At 38.3% G+C, this 18100-nt stretch carries 13 protein-coding genes and 1 tRNA gene; 5 read left to right on the forward strand and 9 right to left on the reverse strand.

Going from position 1 to position 18100, the window contains the following annotated elements; all coding sequences use genetic code 11:
- Positions 1–95 precede the first annotated feature (95 nt).
- The 3 genes from J4N46_RS09440 to J4N46_RS09450 all read left to right on the forward strand — a co-directional run bounded on the left by J4N46_RS09440 (position 96) and on the right by J4N46_RS09450 (position 7514).
- Complete coding sequence (locus tag J4N46_RS09440; protein ID WP_208059088.1) at positions 96–3278, forward strand: hypothetical protein; 3183 nt, start codon at positions 96–98, stop codon at positions 3276–3278.
- A gap of 156 nt (positions 3279–3434) precedes the next feature.
- On the forward strand, positions 3435–4880 hold the full coding sequence (locus J4N46_RS09445; RefSeq protein ID WP_208059089.1) for an RNA-binding domain-containing protein: 1446 nt from the start codon (positions 3435–3437) through the stop codon (positions 4878–4880).
- Positions 4881–5096: 216 nt separating this feature from the next.
- On the forward strand, positions 5097–7514 hold the full coding sequence (locus J4N46_RS09450; protein WP_208059090.1) for a glycoside hydrolase family 95 protein: 2418 nt from the start codon (positions 5097–5099) through the stop codon (positions 7512–7514).
- A gap of 76 nt (positions 7515–7590) precedes the next feature.
- Here the strand turns inward: J4N46_RS09450 and rpsA are convergent, their stop codons facing one another.
- The 6 genes from rpsA to J4N46_RS09480 all read right to left on the reverse strand — a co-directional run bounded on the left by rpsA (position 7591) and on the right by J4N46_RS09480 (position 12614).
- Complete coding sequence (gene rpsA / locus J4N46_RS09455) at positions 7591–9348, reverse strand: 30S ribosomal protein S1 (protein ID WP_208059091.1); 1758 nt, start codon at positions 9346–9348, stop codon at positions 7591–7593.
- Between the two features lie 247 nt (positions 9349–9595).
- The gene (gene aroB / locus J4N46_RS09460; RefSeq protein WP_208059092.1) at positions 9596–10672 is read right to left on the reverse strand and encodes a 3-dehydroquinate synthase; all 1077 of its coding nucleotides are present in this window, start codon (positions 10670–10672) and stop codon (positions 9596–9598) included.
- 201 nt (positions 10673–10873) lie between these two features.
- Positions 10874–10947: transfer RNA gene (locus J4N46_RS09465), tRNA-Arg, on the reverse strand.
- A gap of 87 nt (positions 10948–11034) precedes the next feature.
- Complete coding sequence (locus J4N46_RS09470; RefSeq protein ID WP_208059093.1) at positions 11035–12087, reverse strand: branched-chain amino acid aminotransferase; 1053 nt, start codon at positions 12085–12087, stop codon at positions 11035–11037.
- Between the two features lie 24 nt (positions 12088–12111).
- Positions 12112–12408 (reverse strand): type II toxin-antitoxin system RelE/ParE family toxin, encoded by a 297-nt coding sequence (locus J4N46_RS09475; protein WP_208059094.1) that lies wholly within the window; start codon positions 12406–12408, stop codon positions 12112–12114.
- Positions 12384–12614, reverse strand: coding sequence for a hypothetical protein (locus J4N46_RS09480; RefSeq protein WP_208059095.1), 231 nt, complete (start codon positions 12612–12614; stop codon positions 12384–12386). Before J4N46_RS09480 ends, J4N46_RS09475 begins: the two co-directional genes overlap by 25 nt.
- Before the next feature lie 126 nt (positions 12615–12740).
- Between J4N46_RS09480 and mnmD the strand changes: the two genes are divergently transcribed.
- Entirely contained in the window at positions 12741–13400 is a 660-nt protein-coding gene (gene mnmD, locus J4N46_RS09485) for a tRNA (5-methylaminomethyl-2-thiouridine)(34)-methyltransferase MnmD (protein WP_208059096.1), read from the forward strand.
- On the opposite strand, the gene J4N46_RS09490 is transcribed toward mnmD, so the two are convergent.
- Positions 13363–14400 (reverse strand): o-succinylbenzoate synthase, encoded by a 1038-nt coding sequence (locus tag J4N46_RS09490; protein ID WP_208059097.1) that lies wholly within the window; start codon positions 14398–14400, stop codon positions 13363–13365. The genes mnmD and J4N46_RS09490 overlap by 38 nt on opposite strands.
- Positions 14400–14810, reverse strand: a complete 411-nt coding sequence (gene tsaE, locus J4N46_RS09495) for a tRNA (adenosine(37)-N6)-threonylcarbamoyltransferase complex ATPase subunit type 1 TsaE (protein WP_208059098.1) — start codon at positions 14808–14810, stop codon at positions 14400–14402. The genes J4N46_RS09490 and tsaE overlap by 1 nt, the downstream gene beginning before the upstream one ends.
- Before the next feature lie 215 nt (positions 14811–15025).
- On the opposite strand from tsaE, the gene J4N46_RS09500 reads away from it, so the two are divergent.
- Entirely contained in the window at positions 15026–16888 is a 1863-nt protein-coding gene (locus tag J4N46_RS09500) for an ABC-F family ATP-binding cassette domain-containing protein (RefSeq protein WP_208059099.1), read from the forward strand.
- Positions 16889–16950: 62 nt separating this feature from the next.
- Here J4N46_RS09500 and J4N46_RS09505 read toward each other — a convergent pair whose 3' ends face one another.
- Positions 16951–18069, reverse strand: coding sequence for a formimidoylglutamase (locus J4N46_RS09505; protein ID WP_208059100.1), 1119 nt, complete (start codon positions 18067–18069; stop codon positions 16951–16953).
- Positions 18070–18100 lie beyond the last annotated feature (31 nt).

Genomic DNA, 18100 nt, shown 5'->3' on the forward strand with positions numbered 1-18100 from the left:
AAACTCTCTCTCATTTGTACAGATATTGAGAGTAGCCATGAAAAAGTTAGTAAATAATAAGAATAATAAAATAACACTATCTACTAAGACATAAAATGGAAGAACAATTCAATACAACTACAACAGTGCATGAATTCATTGCATATTATCGGAAATTAAGACCCGAAAACTTTTCTGACTCAAAAATTGAATATGAAATTCCTCTAACAGAAGAATTATTTGAAAAACAGCTCGGAATACTATCTACTAAAAAGATGCAGAGCAATTTTGAGAATTTCATCGTGAGATGTGCTGAAAGATTACTTACCCCCAATATCAAACCTCAAACGGGACCTGATGGAGGTGGTGATGGAAAGGTGGATGCTGAAACCTACGAAGTAACAACTGATATTTCAGACAAATGGTATGTAGCTGATGGTGGTGCATCAGAAAAAGAGAAATGGGCTTTTGCTATTAGTTGTAAGAAACAGTGGAAACCAAAAGTTACAACAGATATAGAAAAGATAGCAAATACCAAACGAGGATATACGAGAGCTCTTTTTTTCTCTAATCAATTCATAAAGTCTAGTACGAGAGCTGATGTTGAAAAAGATTTATCAGATAAATTCAATATTGAAGTTTCAATTTTTGATGCACTTTGGTGTACAAATGCAGTCTTTCATCATGGATGCAAAGATATAGCCTTAGAGTGTTTGAATTTTTCCGATGAGTACAGAAAGAAAACGGAAATAATAGGAGAGATAGACAAATATAGACTAGATCGACTATATGAAATCGAAAATAGTATTTTATTGCGTCAAATAAATGGTGTCGATACAAGCTATATAGATGAATTGCAAGAGGCTTGTATTCTTAGCAGAGGTTTAGAGCGTCCACGTATTGAAACTGAAGGCCGTTTTAATCGGGCTTTACGTGAGTGTGAACGCTATGGAACTCCTCAACAAAAGTTCAATATAATCTATGATCATGCTTGGACTAGTTTATTTTGGTTTGAGGATATTGATACAATGTACAAAGATTTTTTGATACTTAAAGAATTTGTAAATAAAAGCTGTTCTGTTATCCGAATAGAGAAGATGACAAACATACTAACTAATTTGATTAATGCAGAGCGAGCAGGGCTAATTGATTCAAAAAAGGTAGAACCGGAAATTAAGTATATAAAAGAACTGTGTAACACATTAGAAAAGAGAGGAGATAAGCCCTCTAGCCTCTTATTTTTACGTTTGTATATCGCCGAGCAAAGGTTAATAAGTCGTTTATTAGCTAAAGAACCAATAAATGAGGAGATTGATGCAATCAGACCGCTATTATTAGAAGCCCCTTCTCATCTTGAAATTAGCTTTGAAGCTCAATATCAAATAATCACAAATTTAAACAAGGTGATTGATGATAATCCAAAATATGAAGACTTTGTTGATGAACTTACGTCAATAGTAAGGAAAACAAACTCAGAGCAAGCTGCTGCAAGAATAGAAATGGATCGTGCCATGGCTTTAATGGAAAAAAAAAGGTTTAAACAAGCAATTCGTCATTTCAGTTTTTGCATACGTCCCTTTGAAAAACAAGAATGTATGGAGGAGCTAATCAAAACTTCTGGCATGATGGGTATTGCATTGTATGAGATCGGTTTACCTTTTAGTGCGATGGCTTACCTAGTAAAATCAGCTTCCATGTTGCTTAAAACTTTTTACACTTCTGGCAATATACCACATCTTTTAATGACAATGTTGCAGAAACTTTGTGAGATTGAGTTAATGCTTGGGAGGTTTGTTATGTATTTAAACTGGTATGAACTAATGATGATCGTTTCCCATAATGGACAGTTTTCAGAAGAGGAAAATTTTAAGGAGACTAATATGCTTCATGATGGAGCTTGGGCATGTCATTTTGCTGCATCTGATTTGGAAAACCGAGTAATGAGTTTTCTTCCAGATATACTAGAAAGAATGGAAATGTTTCAATCTTCAGAATATTTAAAGTTTTACCTAGGATATGCAGATGAATTAGATGAAGAAGTTAGAAATATTTTTACTCAAGATGGCTGGCAGGATAAAATGCTTAATCAACCCGTATTCGAGCAGTTCTTATGTGATTTGAATATTTCTACTAACGGACAAGCAAAATTGCAAACAACCGTAAATAATTGTACCCTATATGTTACTTATAAAAACAGTTGTCAAAACCAAATTGTTGCGGAAATATTCTTAGGGGCAATCGAGTCAATGCTAGCAACAATGGAAATATTCGAAGTATTAACCATAACTCCCAAAGTATATATTGAAATTACTGAAACAACGGGCAAGTCAGAATTAAGACTATTAGAAAGATCAAATCAATATGAGCTCTGTATTAATTTGAATTATAGTGACAAGGATTTGTGGGAATGTATTTCTATGTTTATAGCATCTTTCTTTAGTCGAAATTCTATGTCAAAAGAAGATTTAACGAAAATACTCCAGAATAAACAAGATGGTGAGAAACTTATGGATAGAGTTAGCAACCTATTGCAAGTAAAGCAGTCCATATCTAATGTCCTTGGAAATACATTTAAGAATAAAATAGAGGATTGGAAAAAAGAAAAAGATAAATCTTATACTTTGCGTAGAACCTCTTTCGAATATAACCCTAAAAATTACAGTAATAAGAGACAACAAAATTTATCTTTCCATAGTATTAATACTGGAATGGATATATGGGAAGGTGCTGGTTGGAGTGGTTGTGGATTTGTATTTAATCAACTTGAATTTAAACCTCCAATATTTGGGCTTGCCTTTGAGAATTTAGAGCGTGGGAAGCAAATTATTGCTGAGTGGAGGGCTAAATCGGAAAAAGGAGAACCTTCCGTAATCATCTATATTATCAGAGGTGTTGATAAAGACAATCCAACATCGTATCGAGTATGTGTAGCTCCAGATGTAAAAAAAGAAGGAATTATAGAAGATCGCTATTTTGCCTCTATGTGTCGAAGACACACTATGACACCTCAAACAAATTGGAATCTTGATACTTTTGAACGTTTATATAAACAATTTGGTGGTTGTTGGTTTACAGCATTTCAAATAGATAACAATAAGCAGCTACTAATGCCCGAAAATTTTAAAGATGTGTTTAAGTTTACGACTATCGAATTCCGAAATGCTTGGGAAATAGGACTAGATGATATGGCAACATTAGCATTAAATCCTGATGATGTGCCTTTTATACCAGAAGGCAAAAAAGATATAGCACCTGTATTAGAAGTAATGGATATGTTTCGAAAGTTAAGGGCTAATTAGACATGAAAGATGACTTATAAAAGCAAAGTGCTTGATGATTCTATTATAGCTTTGTATATAAACGGTTTTAGTATTTTATAAGCAAATTTAAAAATGTTGTCAAAAAGAAAAAAGTAAAGGTATAACCAATATTGCATATTGCAAATAACAAAATATATGATAACGAAAAAGGAAGTGCTACAAATGCTTTCCAATACCGAGAGCTACAATATCGAGAGAACAGAATCAACTGCCAATACAGATAAGTTTTGTCAGGCCATATGCGCTTTCTCAAATGATATTTCGGGAAGCGCTAAAAATGGCTATCTCATTATCGGAGCCAAGGACAATGGTGAATTGTCAGGCTTGCAGGTTGATGATAAACTCTTATTACAAATTGCTAATATTCGCACCGATGGTAATATTCTACCCCAACCCATTATGACGGTCGAAAAGTTTAGTTTTGATCAGGGCGATGTATTAGTAGCCGAAGTGCAACCCTCAGAATTTCCTCCAATACGTTATCGTGGTCGTATTTGGGTACGTGTGGGGCCTCGAAAAAGCACAGCAACAGAGGCTGAAGAAAAAATACTTACCGAAAGGCGACTCTCTAATGTCCATACGTTCGATGCTATGCCTTGTTTAGGCACAAATATTAATGATTTGGATGTATCTATCATCCGGAAGGAATTCTTACCCAAGGCTGTAACAGAAGCTATTCTTGATGAAGACAAACGAGATATTACAAAGCAACTTGCTTCTCTTGGTTTATATGATTTACGTTATAACTGCCCAACCAATGGGGCTATAGTCCTATTTGGAAAGAATCCTGAGCGTTATATACACGGCGCATATATTCAATATGTACGCTTCAAAGGTAAAGATCGGACAGGCGATATTCTCAACGAGCATAAGTTTAGCGGTAATCTTTGTAAAATACTACCTAAAATTGATGCTTTTGTCGAAACAAGCATTTCGCAAAAACGTCCTATTCCTGTAAGTGTACTTCGTGAAGAAACAGTTTCCAAGTACCCTTATTGGGCTACCCGAGAATTATTGATGAATGCCATAATGCATAGGGATTATGAGGGAAATGCTCCTATTCAGTTTTATGAATATGATAACCGTATCGAAATTCAAAATCCAGGCGGATTATATGGCAAAGTCAGTCCTGATAATTTTCCTAACGTAAGCGACTATCGCAATCCTTTTATTGCTGAAGCTATGAAAGTTTTAGGCTATGTAAACCGATTCAGTCGTGGGGTGTATCGAGTACAGAAAGAATTGGAAGAAAATGGTAATACACAAGCCTCTTTTGATTTTTCTTTGATTACAGCTTTTCGGGTAGTTGAAAGTGTTTCTCAAAAGTATTTTGAGGAAGGATTTGGATCGGAAACACCCAAGAAACACCCAATAGCTACCCAAGAAACTACCCAAGAAACTACCCAAGAAAAAATATTAGCAGCTATTCAGGCAAAACCAGAAATCACTCAAAAGGAGTTAGCTCAATTTATCGGTATTACTCTTGATGGAATTAAATACCATATTAAAAATATGACCAAATCGGGAATTATTAAGCACGAAGGCTCTACAAAATCAGGTAAATGGATAATAATCAAATAGAATACAAAAATAATATAACTGATTTTAGCAATCAAATTTGTACCATAAAATTATATTTCATAACCAGTTATTTTTGAAGAAGTAAAATAGCAAAGAGTCTCTGCAAACATATCATAAAAACACCCTCAGCAATGGGGGTGTTTTTGTATATTATAAAAATAATTATTATATTTGCAAGGTTTTAAGAAAATTAGGTTTAAAAAACAACTTCATATTATGAAACTGTATTTATTATCATTATTAGGTTTGTATTGTACTGCAATAATAGCACAACCTCAGGACGTATCGGTAGTATTTCATAACCCTGCAACTCATTTTACTGAAAGTGCGCCAATAGGCAACGGGCGTATAGGAGCTATGCTATATGGAGGCACCTCTACCGATCGTATTGTGCTCAATGAGATTTCACTATGGTCGGGCGGAGCTCAAGAATCTGATGAGCCACAGGCATATGAGTATCTCCCGCATATACAACAATTGTTATTACAACGCAAAAATATAGAAGCAGAAGCTCTGTTGCAAAAACATTTTATTGCTAAAGGCGAAGGGTCTTGCCGAGGTAATGGAGCTAATTGTAGCTATGGTTGTTACCAAATCTTTGGTGATTTGCTTATCAAGTGGAAAGATACTTTGCCTGTGCAAAACTATAGCCGCATTTTGCGCTTAGACGAGGCAACAGCTGTTACTACCTATCAGCGCAATGGCAATACAATTACCCAAACGGCTTTTGCAGACTTTAAAAACGATATTATATGGGTAAAAATCAGTGCTCAAAAGCCTTTTGAGGTAGCTGTCAGCTTTACCCGCAAAGAAAACGCAACACTAAGCTACCTCCCCGACCGTATCATCCTGACGGGAGTACTTCCTAATAAAGAGCAGCAGGGAATGCATTTTGCTGGTATTGTAGCCCTCGAAAGCGATGGCAAGATGCAGAAAGACGAAGCTGCTATAACAGTACAAAACGCTCGCGAACTCGTATTAAAAGTGAGTATGAGTACCAACTACAACTACACCAATAGCGGACTGACTGCTGTGTCCCCTTTAGAGACCGCTAAAGCTTATCTACAAACAGCAAATACTGATTTTGAAAGTGCTTTAGCCAAAAGCAAAAGTGCTTATCAAGAGCTCTTCAACCGCAATCGTTGGTATGCCAAAGCCAATGCCGATACACAATCACTTAGTACGCTCCAACGATTAGAAAACTTCAGTAAAGGCAAAAAAGATGCCTTACTACCTATTTTGTATTACAATTTCGGACGTTATTTGTTAATTTGCTCTTCTCGTGAAGGACTTTTACCAGCAAACTTACAAGGATTATGGGCTGAAGAATACCAAACCCCTTGGAATGGCGATTATCACCTGAATATTAATTTGCAAATGAACTATTGGCTGGCTGAAATTAGTAATTTATCAAACCTTACAGAGCCTTTGCATCGTTTTACTAAAAACTTGATGCCCAACGGACGTAAAACAGCCAAGTCCTATTACAAGGCTGAAGGTTGGGTAACACACGTAATATCCAATCCTTGGTTTTTTACCTCCCCTGGTGAGTCTGCTGTATGGGGGTCTACCCTCACAGGAGGTGCTTGGTTATGTCAGCATATATGGCAACACTATCTATTTACCCACGACCTCGATTTCTTAAAAAACTACTACCCAGTGATGAAAGAAGCTACAGCTTTCTTCCAAAGTTTTCTCATCAAAGACCCTATCACAGGTTATTGGGTAACAGCACCATCCAATTCACCTGAAAATGCTTATTTATTTCCTATTGATAGTGGCAAAAAAGTAGCAGCCCATACCTGTATAGCCCCTACTATGGATATGCAAATAGTACGTGAGTTGCTTAATAATAGTATTAAGGCTGCAACCATTCTAAAAGTTGATGACGAAAAGATAACAGAATGGAAAAAAATTGTTGAAAATACCCCCCCTAATCGTATAGGAAAAAAAGGTGATTTGAATGAATGGTTAGATGATTGGCAAGATGCCGAGCCTACACATAGGCATGTATCACATCTCTACGGGCTTTATCCTTACGATGAAATTACCCCTTGGGACACTCCTAAGCTAGCCAAAGCAGCCAAAAAAACACTCAAAATAAGAGGAAATGAAGGTACAGGGTGGTCAAGTGCTTGGAAAATCAACTTTTGGGCACGCTTGCAAAACGGAAAACAAGCATTATTGCTATTGCACCAACTCCTAAAACCCGTTTCACCTCAAAAGCTTAATGGAGAAGCAGGTGGTACCTACCCAAATTTATTTTGTGCCCATCCACCTTTTCAAATAGATGGCAATCTTGGTGGTGCTGCAGGTATAGCCGAAATGCTTCTGCAAAGTCACGGTACTGATAATACCATCCGTTTCTTACCAGCACTCCCACACCACCCCGACTGGGAAAATGGAACTATTAGCGGAATGAAAGCACGCAATGGTTTTCAAGTTAGTTTTTCTTGGGAAAAACACCAGCTACAGCAGGCTACTATTACCTCATTGCAAGGTGCCAAATGTCATCTATTACTCCCTGCAGGCAAAGCCCTTTATCACAACAATAAATGCCTGATAAAAGCCCGTAAAAAAGCTCAAAAAGTAAGTTTTGATACAGAAGTTAGTGCAAGCTATTATATTAAATAGCTTGCACTAAAAAAAGTCGTCACTTCCCAGCAACGACTTTCCTTCATTAAAACAAAAAATTATGAAAAAAACTAAATTACTTCTCTTTTTCCATCTTGTCTTTCAATTCTTGAAGCGCTTCAATATCACCCAAAGTTGATTTTTCAACTTGTGAGCTTACAACATTAGCAGCCTCTTTAGCTATTTTCTCTTCTTCTTCTCTGAAAACAGCTGTGTGAGATACTACTACACGTTTGAATTCTTTATTGAACTCTATTACCTTAAACTCTGCAGTATCTCCTTTGCCTAATTTCTTACCATCTTCTTTTTCTAAATGACGAGTAGGAACAAACGCCAAGATATCTTCGTTAAAAGGTACTGTCGCTCCTTTGTCTACTATTTTCGAGATAGTACCTGTGTGAATAGTACCTACTGCAAACTCAGTTTCATACTTATCCCAAGGGTTAGGCATTGTTTGTTTATGCCCCAATGATAATTTGTGTCCTTCAGCATCAAGCTCAAGTACTATTACCTCTATCTTATCACCCGTATTTACTATTTCTGAAGGTTGTTTCACCTTCTTAGTCCAAGAAAGGTCGGTGATGTGAATTAATCCATCAATACCCTCTTCCAATTCTACAAACACACCAAAGTTAGTAAAGTTACGTACTGTACCAGTGTGTTTAGAACCTACAGGATATTTCTCTGTGATGTTAATCCAAGGGTCAGGAGTAAGTTGTTTAATACCCAATGACATCTTGCGCTCATTGCGATCAAGAGTCAATACTACAGCTTCCACTTCGTCACCCAATTTCACAAAATCTTGTGCTGAACGCAAGTGAGTACTCCACGACATTTCCGAAACGTGTATCAATCCTTCTACACCATCAGCAATTTCTACAAAAGCACCATAGTCAGCAATAACCACTACTTTACCTTTCACTTTATCACCTACTTTTAGGTCATCAGCAAGCGCATCCCAAGGATGACGACTAAGCTGTTTCAAGCCCAATTGAATACGTGATTTGTTATCATCAAAGTCAAGGATTACCACATTTAGCTTTTGGTCTACAGCAACCACTTCTGATGGGTGGCTGATACGTGCCCAAGAAAGGTCTGTAATATGTATCAATCCATCTACGCCACCAAGGTCAACGAATACCCCATACGAAGTGATGTTCTTAACAACACCCTCAAGTACTTGCCCTTTTTCAAGCTGACTGATAATCTCTTTTTTCTGTTCTTCAATGTCAGCCTCAATAAGTGCTTTGTGTGAAACCACCACGTTTTTAAATTCGTGATTTACTTTCACAATCTTGAACTCCATTGTTTTATTTACAAATTGTTCGTAGTCGCGGATAGGCTTCACATCTATTTGTGAACCAGGCAAGAATGCTTCGATGCCAAATACATCTACTATCATACCACCTTTGGTACGGCTCTTCACAAATCCATTTACAATCTCACCATTTTCAAATGCAAGGTTGATACGATCCCAAGCCTTAAGCGTACGTGCTTTGCGGTGTGAAAGCACCAATTGTCCGTTGCGATCTTCGCGTACGTCAATAAGCACCTCTACTTTATCCCCTACTTTTAAGTTCGGATTGTAACGAAACTCATTTAGTGATATTACACCTTCTGATTTCGCATTAATGTCAATAATCGCTTCCCTGTCAGTAATACGAGTTACAACACCCTCTACTACTTCATTGTCTTGCGTATCAACAAAGTTGTTTTTAACCAATTCTTCAAAATTTTTCAATTGGTCTTCTTGAATACTGTCAATACCCTCTTGGTATCTGTTCCAATCAAAGTTCGCCAAGAACTCCTCTTGTGTTTGTGTGTTTTCAGCCATTTGCTGATTTAAAATTTGTATTTCCTGCCAAAAAACAGTGTGCTATCTTATTTTCAAAAGGATTGTTTTTCAGCGGAAAGTGTGAAACATATTTCTTTTAAAGCACACTTCACCCTTTAAAAATTTCGGCAATATTACAATTTTTTTTCCAATTAACAAAACAAAAAAATATAATTATTTTCTTTTATTACACTATACATTTGATTTACAATAATTTATAAGTGTAAAAAATAAACCACATTACCCACTAATTAGCGTAATACGCAAAAGCCTCTACTATCTCATCCAAAGATACCTCACAGTCTATTTTAGGAGTCCCAACACACTCCAAGAGCACAAATTGCACCTTTCCGTGCGAATTTTTCTTGTCAAATCGCATCAAATCACAAATAGCAGCAATTTCCTCTGCAGTAAAAACCTCTTTGCTAAAATATTCACCCAATACACGCTTTATGGCATCACACTGCTCCTGCGAAAATCCCAATCGCTTCACCGACAAAAAGCTCGCCAGCACCATCCCTATCGCTATTGTTTCACCGTGTAATAACCTACGCCTATGAGTGTTATCAAGACAATATGACTCTATAGCGTGTCCCAATGTATGACCGTAGTTCAGTATCTTGCGCACCCCCTTCTCTGTAGGATCTTCCATTACCACCTCGTTTTTTATCACCACCGATTCGTAAATAAGACCATCCAAATCACTCAGTGTCAAAGATTTCAAATCACACATCCGTTGCCAGTAATTTTCCGATGCTATAAGCCCGTGTTTAAACATTTCAGCCATACCACTGCGAAGCTCATCTGCAGGAAGGGTTGCCAAAAACTCAGTAGCAATAACCACCCCCTTAGGATTATTAATCACCCCCACCAAGTTTTTAAGCGTTCCCAAGTCTACCCCTGTTTTGCCCCCTACCGAAGCATCTACCATAGCCAGCAAACTTGTAGGAACATTGATAAACGCAATACCACGCATATAAGTTGAAGCCACAAAGCCCCCCAAATCCGTTACCACACCACCTCCTATATTTATCAGCAAACTCTTTCTATCAGCCCCCAATTCTGCAAGCACCTGCCACACTTGGTAGCAAGTTTCTAAGTTTTTATGAGGTTCACCAGCCTCTATTTCAATTATTTCTATAGGAATATCTGTAGCGAGTTGCGGCAAGAAAGTAGGCACACAACATTCGTGTGTATGCGTATCCGAAAGTATAAAAATCTTTGACGGACGCACCTCCTCCAAGTAACGATTTATAAATACATAACCTTCAGTATTAAAATACACCTTATATCCTTGTGCTTCAATAGGCTGTTCAATACTCATATTTTATTTATTTTAAAATATTTAACTATAAACAATACTTCAGAGCTTCACATACCTCCAAAATCAGCTTTTATAAAAAATAACGCAAAAAATATTACCTTATAAGAAGTTACTTACCTTGTCGTTTTAAGATAATTACAAATAAGATCTTTATAAAAAAACAAAAGGTAACGCCTTATGTGTAAGTGCGTTACCTTTCTGTGACCTCGACAGGATTCAAACCTGTAACCTTCTGAGCCGTAATCAGATGCGCTATTCAGTTGCGCCACGAGGCCAAGTGCTTTATGTTTTACGGGTGCAAAGGTACAACCTTTTTTGAAACCTGCAAATTTTTTAGCAACTTTTTTTCATTTTTTTTTTCATCATTTCACTTGCACACGCCAGCCAAATGGGTCTTCTCCCCTGTTATACTGAATGTTAAGTATCGTTTCTTTTATTTTATCTGCATACAATTCTGTTGGGCGATTCACACTATAATCCTTACCTTTATACCCAAATCCCGATATAGGACTAATCACTGCTGCCGTTCCACAACCAAAAGCTTCCTTAAATTCCCCACTTTCAGCAGCAGCTATAAGCTCACTTACCTTTACAGGGCGTACTTCCACTTTTATACCCAATTTTTCAGCTACAGCTATAACACTCTTTCGGGTAACACCGTCCAAAATACGTTCACTTGTAGGGCAAGTTACCAATGTATCCCCAAAACGGAACCACAAGTTCATTGTTCCTGCCTCTTCCAAATACTCGTGCGTAGCATCATCAGTCCACATCACCTGCTGATAACCCTCATTAGCAGCCTCACGGGTAGGATAAAACTGACCTGCATAGTTACCCGCTGCCTTTGCAAAACCAAAACCTCCATTCGCTGCACGGCTGTAGTAATCAGCAATCTTCACCTTTATATCACCTGTATAATACGCCTGTACAGGGCTTGTTATTATCATAAATAAGTAGTCTTTCGCTGGTGCAGCTTGTACACCTGGTGTAGTTGCTATCATAAACGGACGCAAATAAAGCGCATTGCCAAAGCCCGGACGCACCCACTCACTATCAAGAGCTACAAGCGTGCGAAGTGCCTCGTCAAACCATTCTTCAGGAAAAGCAGGCATCGCCAAGCGCTCACAAGATTTATTTATACGCTTATAATTCTCCTGCGGACGAAACAAAAACACCTGTCCTTTATCATCTTTATACGCTTTCATTCCCTCAAATACTGCCTGACCGTAATGAAATACACTAGTCGATGGGTCTAACGTAAGAGCTCCATAAGGCTTTATAGTAGGATTTTGCCAACTCCCATCCTTATATTCACATATGAACATATGGTCAGAAAACGTTTTACCAAAACTTAACTTTGAAAAGTCTACCTCTTTTATACGACTTTCCTTAATCTTTTCAATCTTTAAATCCATATTGTTTTAGTTTTTTTAATATCTTCATTTATCGTTATAGTGCCCCAATAGCTGAAGTACTATAATTGTTTTTATATTTTCATATACTTGATAAACAACCCTATCTTTTTTAGAAAGTTCTCTACTCCAAACCTCCTCATTGGGGTAGTTTCTTAACTTTTCTGGCAAAGCAAAACCATTGATATTCATTGGTGTATAAGCCAATTCCAAAAAAATCCTTTCCAGCCGCTCTTTTACAGCCTTTGTCCCCGATTTTTTAATCTTATCTAATTGTTCTACAGCTCTTTTAGTAAGTTCTATTGTGTAGGTAGGTGTTCCCATATATTAAAAGGATTTATTTTGGTGGTCTTATGAGTTTTAAATTCTGTGCATCCTTCTTCTATAAGAGCGTCTAAATACATTTCTTCTTGCTCCTTTTTCACTTCCGCCTCCTCTCTCCCTTTTGTTTGAAAAAGAGACTCCACAGCAACTTCCTCATCAATACAAGCATTATTTACCAATACCCCCGTATCATAATTATTTATCATTGTCTTCATTGTTGCTCTAAATTTTCGTCAAAGATACAAATTATTTCCTAACTTTGTGCCCTAAAATACAAAAAACTTTTTAACATCTTTTACAATCAGCTAACTATTAAAGGGTTAATAATTATAATGACACACACACTTATTCAAACCTCCGATGGCTCTACAAGCCTCTATAACCCACAACTCAACGAAACCTACCACTCCGTACACGGCGCTCTACAAGAAACTATGCACGTCTTTATCAAAAATGGGCTCTATCTATTCTCAAAACAACCCATCTCCATACTCGAAATAGGCTTCGGAACAGGACTCAATGCCCTTGTTACCTTCGCTCAGCACACTTCTTTAGGGCAAACCATCCATTACGAAACCGTAGAAGCCTACCCCCTCACTTGGCAAGAAGCCTCACAAATGAACTACCCACAACTCATCGATAACTCTCTTTCATCTATCTTCCAGCAAATGCACAGCTGTAGCTGGAATGAAACAATACAATTATCCCCCACCTTTAGCTTCAAAAAGCGACTCCAACACTTCCAACAAATTAACGACACCCCCACTTTCAACCTCATCTATTTCGATGCCTTCGGAGCACAAGTACAACCCGAACTATGGAACGAAGATATCTTCAAAAAAATGTACAACGCCCTGAAAAACAATGGTATATTAGTTACCTATGCCGCTAAAGGTAGCGTGCGCCGCGCCTTGGCAGCCGCAGGATTCACTGTAGAACGACTTCCAGGACCTCCTATGAAAAGGGAAATGTTACGGGCTCAGAAAAATTAACACTCAATAAACCTCCCTCTACTGCCAACGGAAACGCTATATTATTAGTGTACAAGCTCCCCGTACCCAATCCCTGAGGCATTGTATTCCCCAAAGTATAAGTCCATTGCGCAATAGCATTCAGCCCAATATTACTCTCAAGCGCACTGGTTACCCACCATCCCACCTTATGAGCCTCAGCAAGCGAAATCCACTCCTCACTACCCCTATACCCCCCTATCAACGAAGGTTTTAAAATAATATATTGCGGCTTTATTTCCTTCACAAGCCGCTTTTTTTGTTCCAAATCAAAAACTCCTATCAGCTCCTCATCAAGAGCAATAGGCAAAGGCGAAGTCTCACAAAGGCGCGCCATTGCCGCCCACTGCCCTGCCTTAATGGGCTGTTCTATAGAGTGCAATCCCAAATCCGCCAAACGTGCCAACACATCCACAGCTGCCTCAGGAGCAAAAGCTCCATTAGCGTCCACCCTTATTTCTATATCCTCTACCGAAAATTCACGCCGTAAAGCCTTTAGGAGCAAATACTCCTCCTCAAAGTCTATCGCACCTATTTTCATCTTAATACACCCAAAACCCTGCGAAATCTTATCCTTTATCTGCGCTTTCATATACTCAGGCGTCCCCATCCAAATAAGCCCATTGATACCAATAGAAGCTCTACCCATCGTAAAATCCGAAGGAAATAACTCGTACCACCGCAGCGCACGAAGCCCTCTAAAAGCCTGTTCCACACCAAATTGTATTGATGGAAAAGCCCTAAGTGTACTCAGCAATGCCGTTTCGCCCAAATCAATATGGGCACACACCCATTGCAATTGCGTTTCGTAATCAGGTACATCGTCCACGCTCAAGCTACGCAAAATTCCACATTCACCTATCCCTCTTTTGCCTCCATCCTCAACAATCAAAAAATAAGTTTCTTTTGTAGTAAGCACCCCACGCGAAGTCCCCGAAGGACGCTTAAATTCCAATATGTGTTTTCTGTAATAAGCCCTCATTATGCCGAATAATTAATAACGTTCAACTTCCGCGTTTGTTTATCAATAGCTGTAATTTCCACAATAGTATAAGCATCAGGCAAATACTTTGCCACCCGTTCAGCCCATTCTATAAAACACCAGTCCCCCGAATAAAGATACTCCTCAAAGCCAATATCAAAAGCCTCTTCTTCATTCTTAAGACGATAAAAATCAAAGTGATAAACACAACCCTCAGGTATTTCATACGGATTTACAAGGCTAAAAGTAGGGCTACTCACATTGTCATTACTCCCCAAAGCCCGCACCAATGCCTTGATAAGAGTCGTTTTGCCAAACCCCATAGCCCCCCTAAAAATCACTACTTTATGCTTAAGCAGCCTAATCACCTCTGCGGCTACTTTATCTATTTCTTCTAATGTATAAACCATATTTTATTTTTTTATAATTAGTCAGTTACGCTCGTTTACTTTCTTCCATAATTACCTCCACCTACCTAGCTCTGTGCATTCACTATTATTAACTTCCACTCCCACATTACTCACCGAAGGTTAAGCGAACAATAATAACTTTACAACCACAAAGGTACAAAAAAATCATAATTATTTACTACCTTTGCACCAAATTACTTACTATCAAATTTATAATGAACTTACTATCAGTAGAAAACATATCCAAAGCCTTCGGCGAACGCATTATCCTACAAAACATTTCTTTTGGTATCAACAAAGACCAAAAAATCGCCTTCATCGCCAAAAACGGAACTGGAAAAACAACTCTCCTAAATATTATGGCAGGCAAAGACCTCCCCGATAGCGGACAAGTGGTATTCAGAAAAGGAATACACATCGGTTTTCTATCTCAAAATCCTTATTTTGATGAAGAACTAACCGTAGAAGAAACCATTTTCGCTACTGATAACCCTATTTTACGCCTGATACAAACCTACGAGCACGCTTTGCAACATCCCGAAAACGAAGATGCCTACCAAAAAGCCTTCGAACAAATGGAATTACACAATGCGTGGGACTTCGAAACTCAATACAAACAAATCCTTTTCAAGCTAAAGTTAGATAATCTACAGCTAAAAGTCAAAAACCTTTCTGGCGGACAAAAAAAACGCCTCGCCTTAGCCAACGTTCTCATCAGCAAACCCGACCTCCTTATTTTAGACGAACCCACTAACCACCTCGACCTTGAAATGATTGAGTGGCTCGAACAATATTTTGCCAAAGAAAACCTTACCCTCTTTATCGTTACCCACGACCGCTATTTCTTAGAACGCGTCTGCAACGAAATATTAGAATTAGACGGCGGAGAGCTCTTTAGCTACAAAGGAAACTATTCCTATTTCTTAGAAAAAAAAGAACAACGCCTCACCCAAGAACAAGCCTCAGTTGAAAAAGCTAAGAATCTATACACCAAAGAACTCGATTGGATGCGCCGCCAGCCCAAAGCACGCACCACCAAATCAAAATCTCGTATAGACGATTTTTACAAAATTAAAGAACAAGCTCACAAACGCCGAAAAGAACACTCCGTACAACTCGAAATCAATATGGAACGCTTAGGAAGCAAAACTGTCGAGTTTCACAACGTAAGCAAAGCTTTCGGGCAGCTACAAGTGCTCAACAAATTCAGCTACAACTTCCTGCGAGGCGAGCGCGTAGGTATTATAGGAAAAAATGGCACAGGCAAATCCACCTTCCTCAATCTACTTACAGGAGCAATTCCCCCCGATAGTGGTAAAATAATCGTAGGTGATACCATCAAATTCGGTTATTACACCCAAGAAGGTATAGAAGTAATACAAGGACAAAAAGTAATAGAAGTAATACAAAAATACGGCGACTACATCCCTTTGCTCAAAGGACGTACCCTTTCAGCAGCACAATTGTTAGAACGCTTCCTATTCGACCGCAAAAAACAATACGACTATGTCGAAAAACTCAGCGGAGGCGAACTCAAGCGGCTCTACCTATGCACGGTACTTATCCAAAACCCCAATTTCTTAATCTTAGACGAGCCCACCAACGACCTCGACATCGTTACGCTAAACGTACTAGAAGATTTCTTATTAGATTACCCAGGTTGCTTAGTAGTCGTATCGCACGACCGCTATTTTATGGATAAAATAGTCGATCACCTTTTTGTATTCAAAGGCAAGGGCGAAGTAGAAGATTTCCCAGGCAACTACACCGATTACCGCGTGTATGAAGAAAGCACCCCGCCGGCAGACGAAACCCCTAAAAAAGAAACAACCAAAAATACGTGGCGTAAAGACGGAATGAAAGGGCTTTCTTTCAACGAACAGAAAGAATACAATCGGTTAGAAAAAGAGATTGCCACCTTAGAAGAAAAAAAAGCAGCTATCGAAGCCGCTTTTGCTGCTGGCAATCTCACCCCCGATGAGATACAAAGCCAGTCTGTAGCCTTACAAGAAACCCTAATGTTTATTGAAGAAAAAACAGAACGTTGGTTTGAATTAACAGAAAAACTTACCAACTAAAAAAACGATGAGCCAATCTGCAAATTAGCAAATTGGCTCATCGTTTTTTAACAACAATCACATTAAATCGATTTGCGGTAAGAGCGCCACCAGCGTTCAGGAATAATACCCTTTGTTGCTTCTTCATAATCCTGATGCAAGCAAGGTATAAGCCCCGAAGGAACGTGATTTTGTGGCGAAGAATACTTATCACCACCAGGTTTCATCCACCAGCGTTCCGTTTGTGTACTCCTAAAGAACTCTATTTGTATATCATCTATAGGAACTATATATTTTGTGTAATTCTCATCAGTAATTACAGGTAATTCCTTGATGCGAAAATTAAATCCTTCATAAAAGTACCATACCATTTGGGCTAATAGCTGATAAGCCAAATTAGTAGATGGAATATTAAAAATACCTGCAATTTGCACATTGCTACTAATGCCAGCATAACGTGTAATCGTACATATCTCTCTACTATTAAACCCATTTACATACCCTATAGAACCAATGTCTCTTGCCTGCACCGAAGTCATATCAATACTCACAATGTCGGCATCACGCATCGCAGGTTCTATGATGCGTAAATCGCCAGTAATATTACCCAAACGGTGTGCCTCAAAACACATCTTTTCAAGCAAATCCAACTCTTCTTGGGCTACGTAATATGATTGATAACCTATATTAGTAAAATCGAGCAGATTAACAGGAGGTTCTGAGATGAGTTTGCTCATATACGAATCCTCTATAAAAAGCTCCTCATTATTACCAAAGTCAAATTTGGCATCTACACTCACCATATTCACCATTTGCTCAAGGCTATCAAAGGCACGATACATTGCATAGGTAAGTTCTTGTACCCCACCAATTAGCAGCGGTATAACTCCTTGCTTAATAAGTTCTGCCGAGATTTCTTGTATCTTTTTATAAGCCTCCTCGTCAAAATCACTTATTTTCAGGTTCCCCAAATCAGCAATTTCCATATTCCAATTCCCCAAAAAAAGAGCATAAAGCTGCTTGCGGAAATCCTCAAACGATTGTTCTGGTGTTTCTATACAGAAAAGAGCAATTTTTACCTCTTTAAGGCTGGGCAATCCTGTAGAATACAAGTGTTTATTTATCTGGAAGCCTATTTGTTGCGGCTTGTAATCTTCTAAAGCAAGCCCAGCTTCAATAGGGTCTAAATAGTTTAGCGGCATCTTTGGTTATCTATTATCGTTATCAAGCTGC

This window comes from Capnocytophaga bilenii, assembly GCF_017565765.1.
GTDB classification, from domain to species: Bacteria; Bacteroidota; Bacteroidia; order Flavobacteriales; family Flavobacteriaceae; genus Capnocytophaga; species Capnocytophaga bilenii.